Here is an 18,787-nt window from a genome sequence, read left to right as displayed (position 1 = left end):
CTACTGCTTCCGCCGCTTCACATTCCCACCCCGCTGCCCCGGCCTGCCAGCCGTTGACCGTCCGCGCGATTTCACCGCGTCCTCCGAGGCTTTCTCGACCGCCCATTGGCGCGCCATGGGGTCGTCGGCGACGGCGAGGTCGACCGCTTCCAGACGTTTGATTTCATCCCGGATGTTGGCAGCCTCTTCGAATTCAAGGTTCTCGGCGGCTTTGCGCATCTGGTCGCGCAACCCGTCCAGATGGGCCTCGAGATTCGCGCCGTGCATCGGTTTGTCGATGGTGGCGGTGACGCGGTTCATGTCGACGTCGCCCTGATAGAGACCGGCCAGAACGTCCTCGACATTTTTCTTCACCGTCGCAGGCGTGATGCCGTTTTCCTCGTTATAGGCGATCTGTCTTGCGCGGCGGCGGTTGGTTTCGTTCAGGGCGCGCTCCATACTGCCGGTGACCTTGTCGGCATACATGATCACACGGCCATCGGCGTTCCGCGCGGCGCGACCGATGGTTTGAACCAGTGAGGTTTCGGATCGCAGGAAGCCTTCCTTGTCCGCGTCCAGAATGGCGACCAGCCCGCATTCGGGGATATCGAGCCCCTCGCGCAGCAGGTTGATGCCGATCAGCACGTCGAACGCCCCCAGACGCAGGTCGCGCAGGATTTCGATACGTTCCAGCGTGTCGATATCCGAGTGCATGTAGCGGACCTTGATGCCCTGTTCGTGCATGTATTCGGTCAGATCCTCGGCCATGCGTTTGGTCAGGGTGGTGACCAGCGTGCGATAGCCATCGGCGGCGACCTTGCGCACCTCGTCCAGTAGGTCGTCGACCTGCATGCCGACAGGGCGGATTTCGACCTCGGGGTCCAACAGGCCTGTTGGGCGGATCACCTGTTCGGTGAAGACACCGCCGGTCTGTTCGATCTCCCACTTCGCAGGCGTGGCGGAAACGAAGACAGATTGCGGGCGCATGGCGTCCCATTCCTCGAACTTGAGGGGGCGGTTGTCCATGCAGGACGGTAGGCGGAAGCCGTGTTCGGCCAGCGTGAACTTGCGCCGATAGTCGCCCCGATACATGCCGCCGATCTGCGGCACGGAGACGTGGGATTCGTCGGCGAAGACGATGGCATTGTCGGGGATGAATTCGAACAGCGTCGGGGGCGGCTCACCCGGTGCGCGGCCGGTCAGATAGCGCGAGTAGTTTTCGATCCCGTTGCAGACGCCAGTGGCCTCAAGCATTTCCAGATCGAAGTTGGTGCGCTGTTCCAGACGTTGGGCCTCCAGAAGCTTGCCCTCGCCCACCAGCTGATCCAGCCGGATGCGCAGTTCCTTTTTGATCCCAATGATCGCCTGGTTCATCGTCGGTTTCGGCGTCACGTAGTGCGAGTTCGCATAGACGCGCACCTGCTCCATCGACGCAGCACGTTCGCCGGTCAGCGGGTCGAATTCCGTAATGGTTTCCAGCTCCTCGCCGAAGAACGAGAACTTCCAGGCGCGATCCTCAAGGTGGGCAGGCCAGATTTCCAATGAATCGCCGCGCACGCGGAACGAGCCGCGCTGAAACGCCTGATCGTTACGGCGGTATTGCTGAGCCACCAAATCGGCCATGATCTGGCGCTGGTCGTATTCGTTGCCGACCTTCAGGTCCTGCGTCATCGCCCCGTAAGTTTCGACCGAGCCGATACCGTAGATGCACGAGACCGAGGCCACGATGATCACGTCATCGCGTTCCAGCAGCGCGCGGGTGGCCGAGTGGCGCATCCGGTCGATCTGTTCGTTGATCTGGGATTCTTTCTCGATATAGGTATCCGACCGCGCGACATAGGCCTCGGGCTGGTAATAGTCGTAGTAAGAGACGAAGTATTCGACCGAGTTTTCCGGGAAGAAGCCTTTGAATTCGCCATAAAGCTGGGCCGCCAGCGTCTTGTTGGGCGCAAGGATGATCGCAGGGCGTTGGGTTTCTTCGATCACTTTGGCCATAGTGAACGTCTTACCGGTCCCCGTCGCGCCCAGCAGAACCTGTTCTCTTTCGCCGTCAAAGATACCGCTGGTCAGTTCCTTGATCGCAGTTGGCTGATCACCAGCAGGCGCGAACTCGGTATGCATGACGAACTGCTTGCCGCCTTCGAGTTTCAGGCGCGCGCGAACGTCATCAGCGGTCAGCTGTGTCTTGTCGGAATGGGCATAGGGCATAGGCAGGCTCCGGGTCAGGCCCTTACATTTGTTCTTATTTTGTCCAACTGCAAGGCCTGATCCGGTTCAGAAACTCAGTTTCAGTAATAGGCATACTGTGCATCGGGGATTTGAACCGATTGCACCTTGTCGGCCAGCGCTTTCAGATTGCTCTCCAGAACCCGGCCCATCATCGCCTTCATCAGCGTTTGACCCATCAGCCAGCCCAGCAGGCCATATTTCATCTGGTAATCCATGCTCCAGACGACTCGCGAATGGCCATTCGCGAGGGGTTCGATGGTGATGGCCGCATGTGCTTGGGTCAAAGGCATCGCCGGCATCTCTGACAAGCGTACGCGATAGCCTTTGTTGACTTGCCAATCGGTCACTTCCTCGACCAGCGAGGTGCCGTTTTCAAAGTGGCAACGCCGTTTCGACCCGACGCCGTTTTGCCCAGTCGTCAGCGCATCCACCGAGGCGACTTGTGGCGCGAATTCGTCGATATGCATGAAACGGCTTAGAATGGCCCAAACGGATTCGGGCCGGGCGTCGATTTCCAGGCTTTTTTCGTAGTGGATCATGTTGCTGTCCTCTTTGTGGGGTTGCGCGATCAATACAGGGCGCTGATGACAGTTTTTGACATCAGAACGTGCGCGGCCGCGACAATTCCGTTCTTGTCCCAGCGCACGCTCTGACGCATAAATAATCTCAGCCAATTGAGGACGGAGAGGCGACATGCGCGCACGGATTTACAAGCCTGCCAGGAACGCAATGACTTCGGGGATGGCCAAGACCCGCAAGTGGGTTCTGGAATACGCGCCCGCGTCGTCGCGTGAGGTTGATCCGCTGATGGGCTGGACATCTTCCGACGATACGCAAACTCAAGTGCGCCTGAAGTTCGACACCAAAGAAGAGGCCCTGGATTATGCCAAAGACAATGGCATCGAAGTCCAGGTTAGCGAACCGCACAAACGCAAACCCAACCTGCGTTCGCGCGGCTATGGTGAGAATTTCGCCACCGATCGGCGCGCGCCTTGGACCCACTGAATGATCGAAATCCATGAGGCCGACCCGACCTCGGACGCGCTGCGCCCATTGATCGAGGCGCATTTCGCCCATGGCGAAACTGCCGGACCTGCGGAAAGCAACCATACCATGGATGCACAGGCTCTGGCTGCCGAGGGCATCAGGTTCTGGGCCATGTTTGACGACGGACAGCCCGTCGGCTGCGGAGCGTTAAAGGCGTTACCTGACGGAACGGCCGAGGTGAAATCTGTTCACATCGCTTTGCAGGCGCGTGGACGCGGTCTGGCGCGTCGGATGATGAACCACCTGACAGATGAGGCCCGTATCCAAGGGATGGTGGCTTTGGTTCTGGAAACAGGTGCGGAACATCTGCCGGAATACGCGGCCGCCCGTAAGCTGTATGAACGGCTTGGGTATTCCTATTGCGGTCCGATTTTTGGATATGAAAGCGACCCAAACAGCGCCTTTATGCGCTTGGCTCTTGAACCCCGGAAGTAAAAACAGCAAGAAGGGCCCAGCGGTCCCGTAGCTCAACTGGATAGAGCAGCTGACTTCTAATCAGCAGGTTGAGGGTTCGAGTCCTTCCGGGATCGCCAACCATTATCCCCATTCCCGGCACCATCGCCGCATCGATCGCCTGATCTAAGCCGCCTTTCGTGGGCAGCTATCAATGTAAACGTGGGAACCTTCTGCATCCAACGGACGCGCGTTCCGCAAAATATCGCCGTTCGCACTACCCCGTCGAGCGAAACTCTGCCGTTTAAGGCTTGCGCGCGTTTTTTCGACTGCAGTTTGTGGAAATCTGAACGAGTTTGCTTCGACGATTGCGCTGAATCAGGGGATGGACGATGTCGCAAGCCAGCACGCTTGAGCGTGAAATGCTTAATTTGATCAATGCAGAACGTGCATCGCGTGGCCTTGATTCTGTGCAACTGGAACTCCGCTTGAACGCTTCGGCCGAAGAGCATAGCCAGTGGATGCTGGAATCCGGTAACTTCTCGCACACGGGTGAGGGTGGTAGCTCGGCCACCCAGCGTATGCGCGATGCGGGTTTTGTTTTGTCCGGATCTTGGGCGACTGCCGAGAACATAGCCTGGCAAAGTCAGGGCGGAGAGCCGGGGTTTTCAGACGATGTCGTCGATTTGCACAACGCGCTTTTGAACAGCCCCAATCACCGCGCAAACATCCTGAATCCGAACTTGGCATACATCGGCATCGGGATTGAGATTGGTTCATTTGGTGGCATTCCTGCCGTCGTTGTGACCCAGAATTTTGCCCGCACCACGGCGAGTGTCCAGTTGGACACTGGCGCAGGATCGGATGCCGGCGGTTCCGATCCGATACCGGTCGTTCCCGATCCGGGCGAACCGGCAGATCCGGTTTCGACATCTTCGCAAGAGAATCTGTCATTTGGCGACGGGGATACCCTTAGAGTGACGCCGGAAGAACTGGATCAAAGTGTTATCAGCGGGTTTGGAGTGGGCAAGTCCCTCGTCATCGAAGGGGTTGAGCTTAGTCGGTCCAACATTCGCTTGACCGATAATTCGAACGTTGAATTCGATGTTGATGGTGACGGTAGGACGGATCTGACGATTTCGTTGGACGGCGGGCAGTCGGGCGGCGACTTTTTTGCCATCACCAAGGATGGAAACACCGTGGTCAGCTATGCTAAATTTCTGCCTGACCTTGCGCCCGGGGTCCGCGTCGACAGCAGCGTGATCGACGGCATCGTGAACAAATCCTTTCTCGAAGGCGATGGCGCGACGGATTTTCGGATACAGATGGTCGACCTCGGAACAGCTGACTTCAACAATGTCCTGGGCGTTTATGATATTCTAAGTAACGGCGAAATCGCGAATGTGCGCCTGCTGTTTGAAAACGCCAATGAAGCGAATGGCGCGGTAGAGCTAAGTAATTTGGCGGACGGAAACCGCCTAGGGTTCTTCATCGTTCAGGATGGTGCAGATTGGGCTAATTCACTTTCAGACAGCGATGACTTGAATTTTGTTGCCAGCAACGGTGGCATGGCAGACGTGGACGACGAATTTGATTTTGTTTTGACGGTGAACGGAAACTCTGCTGGCGTGACCACGTTTCATGCCGAAAAGGCGGCCTTGAACAGTGACGATCAGCAACACGCGCTTTCGGGTGTCGTGTCGGGTGGCCAGTCAATGACCATCGGTTTCGAGGACTTGACGGGAGGGGGCGACTCCGATTTCGAGGATGTCGTGGTCGACGTAACCAGGCTTGAGGATGACGCGCTTTCGGTGGTTTAAGTCTAATTGCCGAGTGCACGCTGATTAACGTGTTGTAATTCACTTTTGGCCCATACCGGTTACTCGGCCAAGTTTAACTATGCTGCGGTCGTGTCCCGTATTCCGGACATTCGCAGCAACTGTGCAGTCCGCGGCGTGCTGAGCTCATAAAACACGCGGCTTGTCGGACTTTCCCGAACGCGGCCCAAATCACTGCCGCTCATGCGCGCAATCAGGTGGTATCATTTCCGCAAAAAAGCCCAGGACTTGAACATCTTAATTTGATCGGATCTGACTACTACTATTTTTTGGTACTTGTAATTGCGCGCCAGTCTTCCGGTGGAGGCCTGTCTAACAGGCTCTGGGCGCGGGCCATCATGGCGACTGAGGCGGGATCTCCGTTTCGTGTTCGGTCCGCAACCTCGAATGCAGCAACAGCTTTTTCAAACCGCCCTGCCCGGTAGTGCGCAAGGCCTTGTTCATAGGTCTGTATCCAGGCAAATGATCCCTCACACCCATCTGCCATCGCTATCAGTTCGTAGACCACCAGCTCTTCAATGCGTCCGAATACGGTAAGCGTGTCCAGTTCGCGCACCACGATTGTGCCGGCAGCCTGTTGTCTCGTTTCCGGCCCAATGAGGATCAGCGTGCCATAATCTTTGTTGGCTCCTTCCAACCGGCTGGCAACATTCACAACATCGCCAATCGCGGTGTAGTTCAACCGCTGCTCTGATCCGATATTTCCGACCAGAGCCTCGCCGCTGTTCAGCCCGATCCTGACACGTAACGGATTGCCGGCATCATCTTCAATTCCGGACGCGTCCACTGCAGCGACAAGGTCCAATGCTGCGCGGCAAGCGTTTTCAGCGTGGTTCACATCCGTACGCGGCGCCCCCCAAAACGCCATCACAGCATCACCCATGAATTTGTCGATCGTCCCACCATTGTGAGCGATAGCCGTCGAGGCTGCGCTGAAGAAGGGCTCCATCAGTTGGGCAATCTTGGGGCCAAGTTTTTCGGACAGCCCAGTGAAGCCCGTGACATCGCAGAACAAAACAGAGATCTGCTTCATCTCTCCGCCTGGCTGTATCTTGATACCTTCAGCAAGCAGCATGCGCACGAGATCCGTAGGTACGTATTTTCGGAATGCCGACAAACCTGCTGCCATGCTAGCAGTGGCCGCAGAAAGATTGGCAAGCTCAGACAGTTTGGACGGTCTGCGCTCAATTTGTTCGACGTCAAAGCGCTCAATCTTACCGAGGTCTTCGGCGATGCGGGCCAACGGATTTGCCACGACTTTGCGGATCAGCCAGATCGCTAATCCGGTTGCGACAACTACCACAATGATCAAAACGTAAATCAGATTGATCAGCGTCTCGTCGATCCCCGAAAGAAAGGCCGCTTCAGGTATGACTGTGGCAACGCGCCAGCCGTAAAACCCCAAAGGCGTCAGCGCCACCGCATAAGGCACGCCGTCAATGACGACACGTTTCGTCAATGTACCAGAGGCATTTGCTTGTGGGTCAGCCAACAGCCTTTCGCCCGAGATCATTGCGACTTCATAAAGCTTGCCCTCGCCCATGCGCGCCGGAGTAACCTCATCCGCTTCGGCATCGGGGACCGCAATAACCTTTCCATCGGCATTCAAGATAAATGCCGCGCCAAATTCGCCGGGCGCAAGCGTGGCAAGAAACCGTGACAAACGATCCGTTTCGATCGCAACTGCCAGAACGCCTTGTCGCGCTCTATTGACGTCTATCGGACCGGCAAAGGCGTAAACGGTTCTGTCACTATCCGGAAGGTCGCGCGCTTCGATCCACCCAGAGGAATTGAGGCCCATGAAGTTTTTAAACCAGGCGTGTTCGCGCGGATCATAGGATGTTTCGGTAAAGGTCCGCTCTTCGAACTGTATGTCACCGGGAATGAAGATGTAGCGGTCTTTCCGCAGCATTCGGTCGCGGATTCCCTCATCGATTTCAATCATCTCAAGCCCGCCGTCACCCAGGCGATGTGACGCGAAAAAATTCCCGTCAGGCCAGCCGAAGAACATCCATGAAATATTCGGCTGCGCCTGCAATTGTGACAGAAAAACAAACTCCCGCTTGTCGGCCTGTCGCGTCGCGATGACGTTCTGAACAAAGATCGTACGAACGGCCGCCCAGGCGGCTTCGGCCGACCTGAGTGTCACGCCCACCTCGATACGGACAGTGTTTGCGATCTGGCCGTTTATTTCTGCCGCAAGCATGCGGCTATTGTCGCGCGCTGTCGTCCACCACAGGGAATGGACAATAAACGTCGACACTCCGATAGACACAGCCACCAGAATTGACACCGCAATGCCTACACTAAATCGCAATTAAATCTCCGCCGAAAAGCTACTTGTTTCAGTATTGAGTTGAGACAGCTAAGAGAGCAAAGTTTTCTTAAACCCAGACCCGAAATCTCACGCAACTGTTAGGCGGAAGCAAAGGACTGTGTTGAAGCGAGCGCCTTAACACTAAATGCCGTATCTAACCTTCGTAAATTTTCCAGACGCTTCGCACTGTTGAACATGCGGCCCTTTTCATACCTTTGCCACACCAAACCCACGACGCGCTGCGGCCGGTCAAACCGAACATTGGCTGCAGGCGTAACAGCCAGAAAGGTCGAACACTCGATGCAGACGAAACAGACTTTCGCCGTGATTGCGTCAATGACAGCTTGATTACACACAGCGTCCACATCGACACCACATCAGATCGAAAAGAAATCCTTTAATACACTGTTAAAGAGCCAAGGCTTTTCCAGATGCGCAGCATGGGCGCATTCCGGCATAACCAGAAGGTTGGCGTTGGGAATGGATTGCCACAATTGTTCGGTCTGGCTCCATGAGTAGGTTCGATCACGGTCACCCCAGACTACCAGTGTTCTGGCCTCGATGTTCTCCAGGTGCTTGACACCACTCCAATTCTCCATCGCGTCAAGCCCATTTAGCATGGTCGGCAATCTGCATTGCTCGGCGATGGCGGCACAGTCTTTGTAGCCATCGGCATATTCCCGATTTAGAAACCAGGTCGCTGCGATCCGTCTGGCGGTGGCCTGCGGTCCGTCCAATTGAGCGCGGCGTTTGGATGTACCGATGGTCTCGAACCTGCCCGGAAGGACTCCTGTGGCGCCGGTACCGTAGAGCACTAATCGCCCTATTCTCTCTGGCGCGCGCGCCTCCATTTCTTGCACGACCATCCCGCCCATCGAATGGCCGACCAGGTTAAAACGCCCGATGCCGCGCGTGCTCAGTTGGCCTAGGACCCATTCAGCATAGTCGCCAATACTGTCCAGCGCTTTCCAACAAGCATTTTCGCCAAATCCCGGCAAATCTAAGCTGATGATCTCGTGCCCGACTGCTGAATCGGCCTGCCCCTGCCATTGTCGGCTTCCGCCCATGAAGCCATGCACAAAAACGACCGGTGTCATTTGCGCCCGCCCTGCACGATACGATCAAGGATCATAGCGCAGAACAGGATCGAGAAGCCAGCGAGTATACCCTGTCCGACATTGGCATATTGCAATGCTTCTAGGACATCTTCACCCAATCCCTTGGCCCCGATCAACGAAGCCACGACGACCATTGCCAGTGACAGCATAATTGTCTGATTGATCCCGGCGCGGATTGATGGGGACGCCAGAGGAAGATCAACCTTGGTCAACAGATACCATTTGTTAGCACCAAAGCTGATTGCCGCCTCACGCACGCTTTCGGGCACACCCCGCAAGCCCAGGACGGTTAAACGCACTACTGGGGTGCCACCAAAAATCATGGTGACAACCACCGCTGCCGGTTTGCCGACACCAAAAAATGCGATTACCGGGACCATGAAGACAAAGGCAGGCATAGTCTGCATAAAATCCATGATCGGCTGGATAAAGGCGTAAAAACGTGGGCGGCGTGCGGCGAACATGCCCAAGGGAATCCCTATGACAATGGACAGACAGGCCGCCGTACCCAATAGGGCCAGCGTTGTCATCGCCCCCTCCCAAAACCCCAAAAGCCCCATATAGGCCAGAAAAGCCCCTGAATAGATGGCCGTGCGGATGCCTGCCGTGAGCCATGTCAAAAGCACGATCAGGCTGGCAATCACGATCCACGGCGTCTGAACCAGGATAACCTCAAGCGCGTCAAGAAGCGCGCGAATGCCAAAGGTCAACCCGTCGAAAAACGCCTCGCTGTTGCGTACACACCATGCGATGAAGTCTTCGACCCCTTGGATGCTGGTCAGGCGAATTGCCGGATCGGTGGGAAAATGGCTGAGCAGGGAAAAACGGCCCGGAAAGCTGTAGTGCAGCATTGCGGCGGTGACGATCAGAAACATGAAAACCGCGCTAAACACAATATGAGTGATTGGCATTGCCGACCGGATCGAACGATCCGACAGCCAATCGGAAAACCGCGCCTCAAGCGCCCAATTGGCCACTATGGATTGCACTGCTTTAACCAGCAACAAGATCACGATCCCGGTTAGAACGATCATAGGGCCTTGGGCGGCAAGCGCATCGGCTTCGGCCCGAATGCCACCGATGTTTTGTTCAAGGGATTCGACCGTGCGCTGATAGACGTCGATCTTGTCCGAGCCGCTTTCGATTGCTGCGGCAAGCTGTTTGCGGCGCAGCTCAAGTGTGCCTTCAATGGATGCTATACGCTGCATGGCGTCGGCGGCCAGTTCCCCAAACAAACCACGCGCGATCTGAACAAAGCCCAGGGTTTCAATGATCAGGAACGGCAGCGCCCAGCTCCACAATCCACGCGCGCCGAACCAGATAGGACCGAATAATCCGGCCATAATGTTGAAGGTCGGTGTGAAGCGGGATGAGGCACCGATCTTATCAAAATTCCGTATATAGTAATCCGGGCTGGTGCGGACAAAGGCACGGATGTTGTCGCGGCGTTCCTCGGCATAGGCAAGGGCAGCTTCGCTTTCTGTGTCTTCAAGTGGGTTGACGCCAAGATCGTTGAGCTCGCTCATGATACTTCTGTTCCTTCGATCACGGTGCGCAGCAAGTCGGCGCGTGTGATGATGCCAACGTCCCTGTCGCCGTCCTGCACGAGTATGGGTTTTTGGTCGTCAATCGCCATGTTGATCAGATTGCTAAGGGTTTCGCCTTCTTCGACCCGTGGAGCATCTCTGTGAACCGGTCCGTTGGCGGCGGTATATTGTTCAAGCGGTTGCATTACGGCGTGGGCATGCACGACTTTAAGCCGCGAAATCCCGGCGACAAAATCGGCAACGTAGTCATCTGCGGGATTCATAACGATATCTTCAGCGGTGCCTATCTGCACCATCTTGCCGTCGCGCATGATTGCTATCCGGTCACCGATACGAACCGCTTCATCCAAATCATGGGTGATGAAGATCGTGGTCTTTTTCAAAATTTTGGACAGGCGAATAAACTCGTCCTGCAACTGGCGCCGGATCAGAGGGTCAAGAGCCGAAAATGGCTCGTCCATCAATAGAACATCTGGGTTTGCTGCCAGGGCGCGGGCCAAGCCGACACGCTGTTGCATGCCGCCTGATAATTCATGAGCAAATTTTGATCCCCAAGCGCCCAGCTCAACGATATCGAGAATGGCTGCCGCCTGTCGCATACGCTCGTTCTTGGCGATCTGGCGGATTTCCAGAGGCATCGCCACATTGTCCAAAACCGAACGGTGCGGCATCAGGGCAAAGTTCTGGAACACCATACCGATCTTTCGGTTACGAAATTCCTGAAGCTCTTTCGGGCCAAGGGCCATGACATCGGTGCCCTCGATTTCGATTTTACCTGCCGTAGGCTCCAAAAGGCGGTTGAAATGGCGGACCAGCGTGGATTTGCCACTGCCCGACAGCCCCATAATGCAAAAGATTTCGCCACGGTTCACCGACAAGCTGACATCGGCGACGCCAACCACCGCGCCTAACTCTGCCAGAATCTCGGCCTTGCTGAGGCCTCGGTCACGGATCGCCTGCAAAGCGACTTGAGGGTTCGCGCCGAAAATCTTCCAGACATTCGAAATTTCGACAACGGTATCGGCAGGTTCAGAGGACATGCGAGACATCTCAAAGTTTGAGGGGCAAAAGCGAAAGGGGAAAGAAGCCGACACCGAATGGTATCAACGGTGTCGGCATGATTAACAGACGCCGGATCAGAGGCCCAACCAAGCGTCGACCCGGTCGGGATTGGCTTCAACCCACTCACGGGCAACCTCTGCTGGATCACGGCCCTTGCCACTGATTTCATAGGCGAAACCGCTGACGTCATCAGCAGTCAGAGCAAAGTTGGCAAAGAATTCCGCAATCGCAGGCGAGCGATCTTCAAGCGAATTTGACCATGCAATCTGAACGTTCTTCAGAGCGTCCTTGGTGGCAACCGAGGATTTGCTGTACCAATCAGGGTCATCCGACGGCTGTACCATCACGTATTTGGCCGGATCAAAGGTCGGCTCGGTCAGCATCTGGACGTCGAACATGTACCAAACCGCGTGTGGTTTATAGCAGTAGAAAGCATAACCTTCGCCTTTGGCGATACTGTCCTTGATGCGCGCGGTCTTGACGCTTTCTTCGGCACGGATCGGATCGATGAAATCAAGAAGGCCATAGTCACGGGTCTTAACCTCGTTGACATTGGCCGAAGCCCAACCGGGGGCGCCAATCCACATCTCACCCTTGCCGTTGCCATCGCTATCCATCGCTGAGGCGACGTCCGGGCGGCCCAGATCAGCAATATCGGTGATGTTCATCTTATTGCCGAAGTCCTGCGAAACGCAGAAGCCCTGGTTTCCTTCATAGGGGTTGGACGACAAGGTTACGGTACCCGCTTCGTCAACGTATTTCTTGGTGAAACTTTCCTGGTTCGGCAGCCAGACATCGGGGTGCACATCAATGTCTCCCTTGCCCTGATCCATCGCCTGGAAAATCGTCGCGTTGTTGCCCGGTACGTATTCAACCTGACCACCGATGCGCGTTTCAACCACAGCACCCAGAAGATGAGCAATCGCCTGTGCGCCAGTCCAGGAGGGCACGCCGATTTTGACCTCTTCGGCGGCGAGAGCAGGTATCGCAAACGCGCCGACTGCAGCCGCCAGACCCAGTGTTTTCAGTTTGGTTCTCATGGTAGTCTCCTCTGTTGAGATGCGCCGTGTTCCGACGTCAGTTTTTTGATCTCTTTGTGCCTCCAACTCATGGCTTTGACCGGAAAGCAATTACCTCCTCATGGCTGTTGGACAGTGGTCCGATGCTAGGCCGGGCCTTCGATTCCTGCTTGAAAGTCTAGAGCAAAGCGAATTCCGCAGGCCAATTCGAACATTTCATCAAACTATTCCAACATTGCATAGTTATGATTACACTCGTCAACCACAGCAGACAGACTGGGACGCACAATGGATTTGAATTGGCTCCGTGACTTTGAATGCCTTGCCCGAACCCTGAATTTTACCCGGGCGTCGGACGAGAGAAACATCACGCAATCGGCTTTCAGCCGAAGAATCAGAGCCTTGGAAAACTGGGTTGGACTTCCTTTGGTTAATCGTGCCACCTATCCTGTGCGTCTGACCGACGCCGGAGAACAGTTTCTGCCGGTGGCCTTGGCTGCGATTTCACAACTGTCCGAGACCCGTCAATTGTTACGGGATGCGGATCGCGGGGACAGCCGGTTCATCCGGTTTTCGGTACTTCACACAATTTCGGTCAATTATCTCGCAACGCGAATTGAAGAATTGCAGCTGCAAATCCCCGAATTGCGCACACGTGTGGTGTCTGATTCCCTCAGCACTTGCTGCGAGCTTCTTGTTGAAGGGGCGGTCGACGTTTTGCTGTGCTACTATCACCATTCAGTCTCGCCATTGATCGATGAGGCGGCATTCGAAAAAAAAGACCTACTAATAGACCGCCTTGTCCCTGTCGCCGCCGCTGAAACAACCCGGGCCAACGGATGGGATCTTGGCAAGACAGACGGCCCGCCCATTCCACATCTGGCGTATGAGCGATCATCGTTTCTGGGAATGGTGGTTGAGAACACAGTCGAACGGCAAATGCTGAATGCCGAGACGATCTATGTCGATGGATTGGTCGAAACGATCAAGCGGCGGCTTTTGAAAGGCAGTGGATTTGCCTGGATGCCAGAAACTGCGATTTCGACCGAACTTACCGATGGAGTACTGGTGCCGGTTGGCGACGATACGTGGTGCACCTCTTTAACCATATCTGCCCTGTCTAACCCTGACGCCTTTGATGTGACCGCACGCAAATTGTGGGACCTGCTTTAGCGGAACTGCATATTACGCGCTATTGTTTCGGCGGGCAGCGGTGATGAGAATTTCAACATTGAGCCCATGACGCGCTCATGCAGCTTCGACGCAGGCGAATTCGGCGCCCGGTAAACGGTTGGAAGCAAGCAGGCATTCGTTCGCTACCCAATGTCTTTGGAGCTGTCGGCCGTTGCCGCCTCGATGATAGCCTGGACCAAGAGGTCGACTGTATCGCTGACATTGGCATCCCAAGCGACACTGTCGGAAACAAGCGAAAATTCTGAGCAGGCGATGATTTGCAGGTCCGCTCCGGCGCTGACAAGATCTTTCGAAGCTGCGAACACCGAGTCACGGGCACATGTGCCTGGACCCTTGGCCTTGATCGTACGGATGGCCGCCAGCAGGGCATCGTCTTTCGCAGGCCAGACAACAGACAGCCCGCGTTCTGAAAGAGCGGTATCGAAAAGTCGGGTGTGGCGTACCGCTGGTGAGGCAAGCATGCCGACACAACCTCCGGCTCCAAGCTTTTGTGCGGCGTGATCCGCCGCCAGTTCGACCATGTTTAGTAAGGGGATGTCCACTGCTTCTGTGATTGCCCCGGCATAGTGGTGCGCAGTGTTACAGGGCATCGCCAGAGCCTTGGCCCCGGCGGTTTGAAGCCGACGCGCCATAGTTGCCAGAGTATCCCCTGGATCAATGCCTGTCCCCTCGATCAGGTGGGCAATCCGCGACGGGACCTGCGGATTCATATCGATCAAAAGGGGAATGTGGTCGTTGTCATCCCGCGCCGGGACGGCCTCCACCAACTTGCGTTGGAGGAGGATTGTCGCCTCGGGGCCCATGCCGCCAAGTATGCCTACAGGACGTAGCGCGCCCATGGTTTAGATATGAACCCAGCGATTTGCGTGGTCGAAGGCAAATTCGTAGCCGCCCAGGGCCGCCGCGCCACCGGTATGAAGGAATACAACCCGCTGATCCTTGAATTCTCCCTTGCGAGCAAGGTCGATTAGGCCCGCTGCGCCCTTAGCCGAATAGCAGGGGTCAAGCAGTATGCCTTCCAACTCGGCGAACATCCGGATCGCCTCAATGCCGCTTTCCGTCGGCAACCCGTAGCCTTCGCCAACATAATCGGTATTGGCCATCACGTCTTCACGCTTGACGATGCCGGCGCAGCTCAGCTTTTCTGCTGTTTTGCAGGCAAGATCATAAACCATCTGTTCCTGTTTGGCTTGCGGTGCCCGCGTGCCTATGCCCAGAACAGGGACCATGGAATTCATCGCGCACATGCCCGTGACCAGCCCGGCCTGAGTGCCTGAAGACCCTGTCGCATGTACAAGCCGATCAATCCGAAGACCCCGCTCATTAGCCTGAGACAAAAGTTCGAAGGCTGCATTTACGTAACCAAGCGCACCAGTCGGGTTTGAGCCACCGCCGGGGATAACGTAAACGTTGCGTCCTTCGGCACGCTTCTTCTCGGCGGCCTTCTGCATTTCTTCAACCATGTTGTGACCACCGGGAAACTTCTCGGTTGTGGCACCATGCAGGTGATCCAACAGGACGTTGCCGTTGGTGTTGTAGTTCCCGTCCTGATAGCCAGTCCTGTCCTCAAGTAGGATATGACAATCAAAACCCAGTTTGGCCGCGAAAGCAGCGGTCTGCCGGCCATGATTTGTCTGGGTCGCGCCTTGCGTCATCACCATGTCGGCGCCCTGTTTCTCGGCCTCGGCCATGAGGAATTCAAGCTTTCGGGTCTTGTTGCCGCCCGTTGACATGCCGGTGCAATCGTCGCGTTTGATCCAGATTTCACAACCCAACTCTTTGGAAAGCCGTTTCATCGGCTCAAGCGGTGTGGGCAGATGGGCAAGATGCAGCCGGGGAAAGCGGGCGAGATGCATAAGAAGACTCCTAATTTTGGCTTTCCTCAACATATCCGTCTAAAATTGCGGCTCCTAATGCGAAATACCGACAATATATTGCAAGAATTGCAAGTTATTGTGGGTTGCTCTATCTGTGTTCCATGCGGCTTGAATGGATAGACGATATCTTAGCTGTGCTTGATGGCGGCTCCTTGGCGCGTGCGGCAGAAAAACGGTTTCTGACGCAGTCGGCCTTTACTCGCCGGGTGCGGCTCATTGAAGACAGCATAGGCGCGGCACTGTTTGATCGCCGCCGCAAACCGGTTACCCTGTTGCCCGGCGTACGGGCGCTTGAGCCCGAGTTACGTGATCTCAGTGCAAGAATGCACAAATTGCGCCAAACCATGCAGACCGCAAGCGATCAGGCTTCGAAATCACTGGGTTTTGTCTGCCAGCATGCGCTGACCACCACAGTGTCGCCGCAGGTGGTTCTGGCGTTGAGTACGGATGGTAACGTTTTGACACGGGTGCGGTCGGGCAACCAGGATGAATGTCTGATGCATTTGATCTCCAGAGAGGTCGATTTTGCGATCATGTATGCGCTTCCGGGTGATGATGCACCCGTACCGGTTAATGCCTTTGAAACGGTGGATCTTGGAACGGACCTTTTGATCCCGGTCGCAACGCCGAACGGCCGCAACAAGGCCAATTCAGCGGTTCTTCCAACGATTAGCTACCCGTCAGAGGTCTTTTTGGGGCAGGTTTTCGCCCGGATGATCAATCCGCGCCTGCCCAAGGACACCACCGTGTCAATGGCCGCCGAAACCGCCCTGACACTGGCGGTGTTGCAACTGGTGCTAACGGATATTGGGGTTGCCTGGCTGCCGCACTCCTTGATTGTCGAACACCTTTCACAAGGGCGGTTGGTGCGGATCGACGACGTCTTACCTTCGCAACTTCTGATTATTCGCCTGGTACGTCTCCGCGAGGCGCAGTCCGAGCATGCTGAACGGGCATGGCAGCGTCTTGCCCAACATCTACAACTCCCGACAGTGGGAAACTGACGATCGAGTAGACGAAAAATTTCGTTGCGCAAGATGTACGTCAGAATACCGGGATCGTCGGCGCAACAAATGGAACTAATAAGAACGGATAATAGAGGTCGAAAAATTCGGGTGAATGGATGGCAATACATCGCTGAAAAGTACAAAAACTTGGGGTGCCTGGAGCGCCCTGAACTGACGCGCAGAAATGCGGCGAATAAATGGAACTGTATCATTTTAACAGTGGGTGTTCTCCCGGCCAGGGCTAAAGGTTTGAATGTCTGAATCGTAATGGTTTGCGCCAATTCGTTCACCCCGTAGAAGCCGTTAGTTTGGACTCAAAGCGGGCCTCAGGGGTGAGGAAGCATTCAGTGAAAGTGTCTCGCGTCACTGTCGGGTTGTCGTTGTGGGCGGGTATGGCGGATCGCAGGATCAGTCATGTTCACCGCTCGAAATTCGAAGCGGGGATAATGAAGCCTAACGGTATTCAGTGGATACTGAGCATAGGGTTTTGGACCGCAATCATCCCATTTTAGCAGCACAAATTGGGCCGAACGGCGAAGTTCCAATTCGACGTTTTCAACTATCAAACCGCCGAAACGATTAGGACGCAATGCTGCATTACAAGCCTTAGGATACGAAGTAGGATGTTATCTCACCCACTCCTTTGACAAAATGAGTTTGCGCTTCCGCGTTGGGCAAATGGTCACCCAGCGCATCTTTGGTTTGGGCAGAGATGTGGATGTGCCCCGACCTGCCTGTGGCCTCGAGACGGCTGGCAAGGTTCACGGTTTCTCCCCATACATCATAAATTGACCGTTTTCGCCCGATCAGACCGGCAATGACTGGTCCGGTATGGACACCTATGCGGATTTGCAGCCCCGCGCTGCTTACTGTGCTGTCAGACATCTTCCTTAGGATGTCACGTGCAAAGCCTACTGCCGCCAGCGCGTGGTCTTCGCGTCGCACGGGGATCCCCGATGCCGCCATATAGGCGTCTCCAATTGTCTTGATTTTTTCGATGCCGTGCAGGGTTGCCAGGTCATCAAATGCAGTAAACAATTTTGACAATTCCCGGATTAAGTCACCAGCGTCCATGCGGGCAACCAGCGGAGTGAATTCTACGATATCCGCGAATATTATGGTTGCGCCAGCGAAGCGATCAGCGATGTTCGTCTCACCATCGTTTAGGCGTTTGATAACTGGCGCGGGCAGCATCGAGTGTAGCAATTTGTCTGCCCTGTCACGTTCGTATTTTATCTCATTTGCGAGCGCCAATTCCTTAGCGCGCCAGCGGCTGCGTTCCATGCAGGCATCGACGCGCGCATGCAGCAACACTGGGTCGATAGGTTTTGGCAAATAGTCCTCGGCGCCGACACTAATGCACTTGGCGATTGCGTCGGTCTCGTTAAGACCGGAAACCATGACTACGGGTATTTCGCGCCAAGACGAATCTTTTTTCATATTTTCGAGGACATCGATGCCATTCACCTCTGGCATAAGAATATCCAACAGAACAAGGTCGAATCCCTCGCGGTTTAGTGCCTCAAAAGTTTCCCTGGCCGAGCCGACGGACCGCACACTATGCCCTCTGCGCTCTAGTAACCTGGTCAGGATTTCCCGATTGGCCGCCTCGTCATCAATCACCAAGATACGTCCGGTCAGGGCTTCGCGACCGGCATCAGAGTTCGCAAGGCTGCGTTCAAGGTTGGCCGCAATTTCCTGATCCCGGTCACTGTCCTCAGCGTTATTCTGAATGTCTGCATCACTGATGGTGCTGTCGATCTGTAGCGCCAGCTTGCGCGCTTCGCTCAGGATCGCGTTTATGTCGCTGCAAGCGGAAGGCTTCAGATCTGCCTCGAAATCATCCAGAACCATTTCCGAATACCCAATGATCGCATTGATCGGAGAGCGTAAATCATGCCGTAATTTTGCCTGCGCGTCTTTGTCGGCGGTGACTTGGTGCGCACTTTTCCCTAACAGTTCGACCAACTGAACAAGGTTGCTGGCGGCGGCGCCAATCTTTTGCAAATCCTCTAGCGCAGCCTCTGGTCCTGATCTGCGTACTTCCTCGATCAGCAGATTATGAAACCCAACAATCGCTTCTGACGGCCCATTGAGGTTCTGGGAAATGCGGGTGGCTAATGCCAACTTGTCTTTTCGGGTCTCTGAAACCATGCCGCG

The 18,787-nt window shown here is 55.4% G+C and carries 15 protein-coding genes and 1 tRNA gene; 6 read left to right on the top strand and 10 right to left on the bottom strand.

Features of this window, described 5'->3' with window-relative positions; translation table 11 throughout:
• Together uvrB and AC2FI9_RS10315 are read right to left on the bottom strand one after the other, a co-directional pair.
• Entirely contained in the window at window positions 1–2,187 is a 2,187-nt protein-coding gene (uvrB, locus tag AC2FI9_RS10320; protein WP_496767376.1) for an excinuclease ABC subunit UvrB, read from the bottom strand.
• Window positions 2,188–2,267: 80 nt separating this feature from the next.
• A complete protein-coding gene (locus AC2FI9_RS10315) occupies window positions 2,268–2,747 on the bottom strand; it encodes an SRPBCC family protein (protein ID WP_496767374.1) in 480 nt (159 codons plus the stop codon).
• A 154-nt stretch (window positions 2,748–2,901) separates the two neighbouring features.
• Between AC2FI9_RS10315 and AC2FI9_RS10310 the strand changes: the two genes are divergently transcribed.
• The 4 genes from AC2FI9_RS10310 (at window position 2,902) to AC2FI9_RS10295 (ending at window position 5,468) form a co-directional block, all read left to right on the top strand.
• Window positions 2,902–3,213: an ETC complex I subunit gene (locus AC2FI9_RS10310; protein ID WP_109312827.1), complete on the top strand. Its 312-nt coding sequence runs from the start codon at window positions 2,902–2,904 to the stop codon at window positions 3,211–3,213.
• Complete coding sequence (locus AC2FI9_RS10305) at window positions 3,214–3,690, top strand: GNAT family N-acetyltransferase (protein ID WP_496767372.1); 477 nt, start codon at window positions 3,214–3,216, stop codon at window positions 3,688–3,690.
• Window positions 3,691–3,711: 21 nt separating this feature from the next.
• A tRNA-Arg gene (locus tag AC2FI9_RS10300) sits at window positions 3,712–3,788 on the top strand.
• A gap of 252 nt (window positions 3,789–4,040) precedes the next feature.
• A complete protein-coding gene (locus AC2FI9_RS10295; protein WP_496767370.1) occupies window positions 4,041–5,468 on the top strand; it encodes a CAP domain-containing protein in 1,428 nt (475 codons plus the stop codon).
• Between the two features lie 280 nt (window positions 5,469–5,748).
• Here AC2FI9_RS10295 and AC2FI9_RS10290 read toward each other — a convergent pair whose 3' ends face one another.
• The 5 genes from AC2FI9_RS10290 to AC2FI9_RS10270 all read right to left on the bottom strand — a co-directional run bounded on the left by AC2FI9_RS10290 (window position 5,749) and on the right by AC2FI9_RS10270 (window position 12,570).
• Window positions 5,749–7,803: an adenylate/guanylate cyclase domain-containing protein gene (locus AC2FI9_RS10290; protein ID WP_496767367.1), complete on the bottom strand. Its 2,055-nt coding sequence runs from the start codon at window positions 7,801–7,803 to the stop codon at window positions 5,749–5,751.
• Window positions 7,804–8,180: 377 nt separating this feature from the next.
• Window positions 8,181–8,900 (bottom strand): alpha/beta fold hydrolase, encoded by a 720-nt coding sequence (locus AC2FI9_RS10285; protein WP_496725917.1) that lies wholly within the window; start codon window positions 8,898–8,900, stop codon window positions 8,181–8,183.
• On the bottom strand, window positions 8,897–10,447 hold the full coding sequence (locus AC2FI9_RS10280; RefSeq protein ID WP_496767366.1) for an ABC transporter permease subunit: 1,551 nt from the start codon (window positions 10,445–10,447) through the stop codon (window positions 8,897–8,899). Before AC2FI9_RS10280 ends, AC2FI9_RS10285 begins: the two co-directional genes overlap by 4 nt.
• Window positions 10,444–11,508, bottom strand: a complete 1,065-nt coding sequence (locus tag AC2FI9_RS10275) for a quaternary amine ABC transporter ATP-binding protein (RefSeq protein ID WP_496767364.1) — start codon at window positions 11,506–11,508, stop codon at window positions 10,444–10,446. Before AC2FI9_RS10275 ends, AC2FI9_RS10280 begins: the two co-directional genes overlap by 4 nt.
• Window positions 11,509–11,604: 96 nt before the next feature.
• Window positions 11,605–12,570, bottom strand: coding sequence for an ABC transporter substrate-binding protein (locus tag AC2FI9_RS10270; RefSeq protein ID WP_496767362.1), 966 nt, complete (start codon window positions 12,568–12,570; stop codon window positions 11,605–11,607).
• Window positions 12,571–12,837: 267 nt separating this feature from the next.
• Here AC2FI9_RS10270 and AC2FI9_RS10265 point away from each other — a divergent pair, with 267 nt between their 5' ends.
• Entirely contained in the window at window positions 12,838–13,722 is an 885-nt protein-coding gene (locus tag AC2FI9_RS10265; protein ID WP_496767358.1) for a LysR family transcriptional regulator, read from the top strand.
• Between the two features lie 143 nt (window positions 13,723–13,865).
• Here AC2FI9_RS10265 and cuyB read toward each other — a convergent pair whose 3' ends face one another.
• Window positions 13,866–14,582: a cysteate racemase gene (gene cuyB / locus AC2FI9_RS10260; RefSeq protein WP_496767357.1), complete on the bottom strand. Its 717-nt coding sequence runs from the start codon at window positions 14,580–14,582 to the stop codon at window positions 13,866–13,868.
• Between the two features lie 3 nt (window positions 14,583–14,585).
• A complete protein-coding gene (cuyA, locus tag AC2FI9_RS10255; RefSeq protein ID WP_496767354.1) occupies window positions 14,586–15,599 on the bottom strand; it encodes a D-cysteate sulfo-lyase in 1,014 nt (337 codons plus the stop codon).
• A 122-nt stretch (window positions 15,600–15,721) separates the two neighbouring features.
• Between cuyA and AC2FI9_RS10250 the strand changes: the two genes are divergently transcribed.
• The gene (locus AC2FI9_RS10250; protein ID WP_496767352.1) at window positions 15,722–16,624 is read left to right on the top strand and encodes a LysR family transcriptional regulator; all 903 of its coding nucleotides are present in this window, start codon (window positions 15,722–15,724) and stop codon (window positions 16,622–16,624) included.
• Window positions 16,625–17,233: 609 nt separating this feature from the next.
• On the opposite strand, the gene AC2FI9_RS10245 is transcribed toward AC2FI9_RS10250, so the two are convergent.
• A complete protein-coding gene (locus AC2FI9_RS10245) occupies window positions 17,234–18,781 on the bottom strand; it encodes an adenylate/guanylate cyclase domain-containing protein (RefSeq protein ID WP_496767350.1) in 1,548 nt (515 codons plus the stop codon).
• Window positions 18,782–18,787 lie beyond the last annotated feature (6 nt).

It is taken from the genome of Ruegeria sp. CDSA246 (assembly GCF_059611225.1).
This window is presented reverse-complemented; position numbering and strand designations above follow the sequence as displayed.

What these genes read in the sequence shown, in the direction of transcription:
- uvrB (WP_496767376.1), bottom strand. Translation starts at nt 2,187, where the DNA reads ATGCCCTATGCCCATTCCGACAAGACACAGCTGACCGCTGATGACGTT.
- AC2FI9_RS10315 (WP_496767374.1), bottom strand. Translation starts at nt 2,747, where the DNA reads ATGATCCACTACGAAAAAAGCCTGGAAATCGACGCCCGGCCCGAATCC.
- AC2FI9_RS10310 (WP_109312827.1), top strand. Translation starts at nt 2,902, where the DNA reads ATGCGCGCACGGATTTACAAGCCTGCCAGGAACGCAATGACTTCGGGG.
- AC2FI9_RS10305 (WP_496767372.1), top strand. Translation starts at nt 3,214, where the DNA reads ATGATCGAAATCCATGAGGCCGACCCGACCTCGGACGCGCTGCGCCCA.
- AC2FI9_RS10295 (WP_496767370.1), top strand. Translation starts at nt 4,041, where the DNA reads ATGTCGCAAGCCAGCACGCTTGAGCGTGAAATGCTTAATTTGATCAAT.
- AC2FI9_RS10285 (WP_496725917.1), bottom strand. Translation starts at nt 8,900, where the DNA reads ATGACACCGGTCGTTTTTGTGCATGGCTTCATGGGCGGAAGCCGACAA.
- AC2FI9_RS10280 (WP_496767366.1), bottom strand. Translation starts at nt 10,447, where the DNA reads ATGAGCGAGCTCAACGATCTTGGCGTCAACCCACTTGAAGACACAGAA.
- AC2FI9_RS10275 (WP_496767364.1), bottom strand. Translation starts at nt 11,508, where the DNA reads ATGTCCTCTGAACCTGCCGATACCGTTGTCGAAATTTCGAATGTCTGG.
- AC2FI9_RS10270 (WP_496767362.1), bottom strand. Translation starts at nt 12,570, where the DNA reads ATGAGAACCAAACTGAAAACACTGGGTCTGGCGGCTGCAGTCGGCGCG.
- AC2FI9_RS10265 (WP_496767358.1), top strand. Translation starts at nt 12,838, where the DNA reads ATGGATTTGAATTGGCTCCGTGACTTTGAATGCCTTGCCCGAACCCTG.
- cuyB (WP_496767357.1), bottom strand. Translation starts at nt 14,582, where the DNA reads ATGGGCGCGCTACGTCCTGTAGGCATACTTGGCGGCATGGGCCCCGAG.
- cuyA (WP_496767354.1), bottom strand. Translation starts at nt 15,599, where the DNA reads ATGCATCTCGCCCGCTTTCCCCGGCTGCATCTTGCCCATCTGCCCACA.
- AC2FI9_RS10250 (WP_496767352.1), top strand. Translation starts at nt 15,722, where the DNA reads ATGCGGCTTGAATGGATAGACGATATCTTAGCTGTGCTTGATGGCGGC.
- AC2FI9_RS10245 (WP_496767350.1), bottom strand. Translation starts at nt 18,781, where the DNA reads ATGGTTTCAGAGACCCGAAAAGACAAGTTGGCATTAGCCACCCGCATT.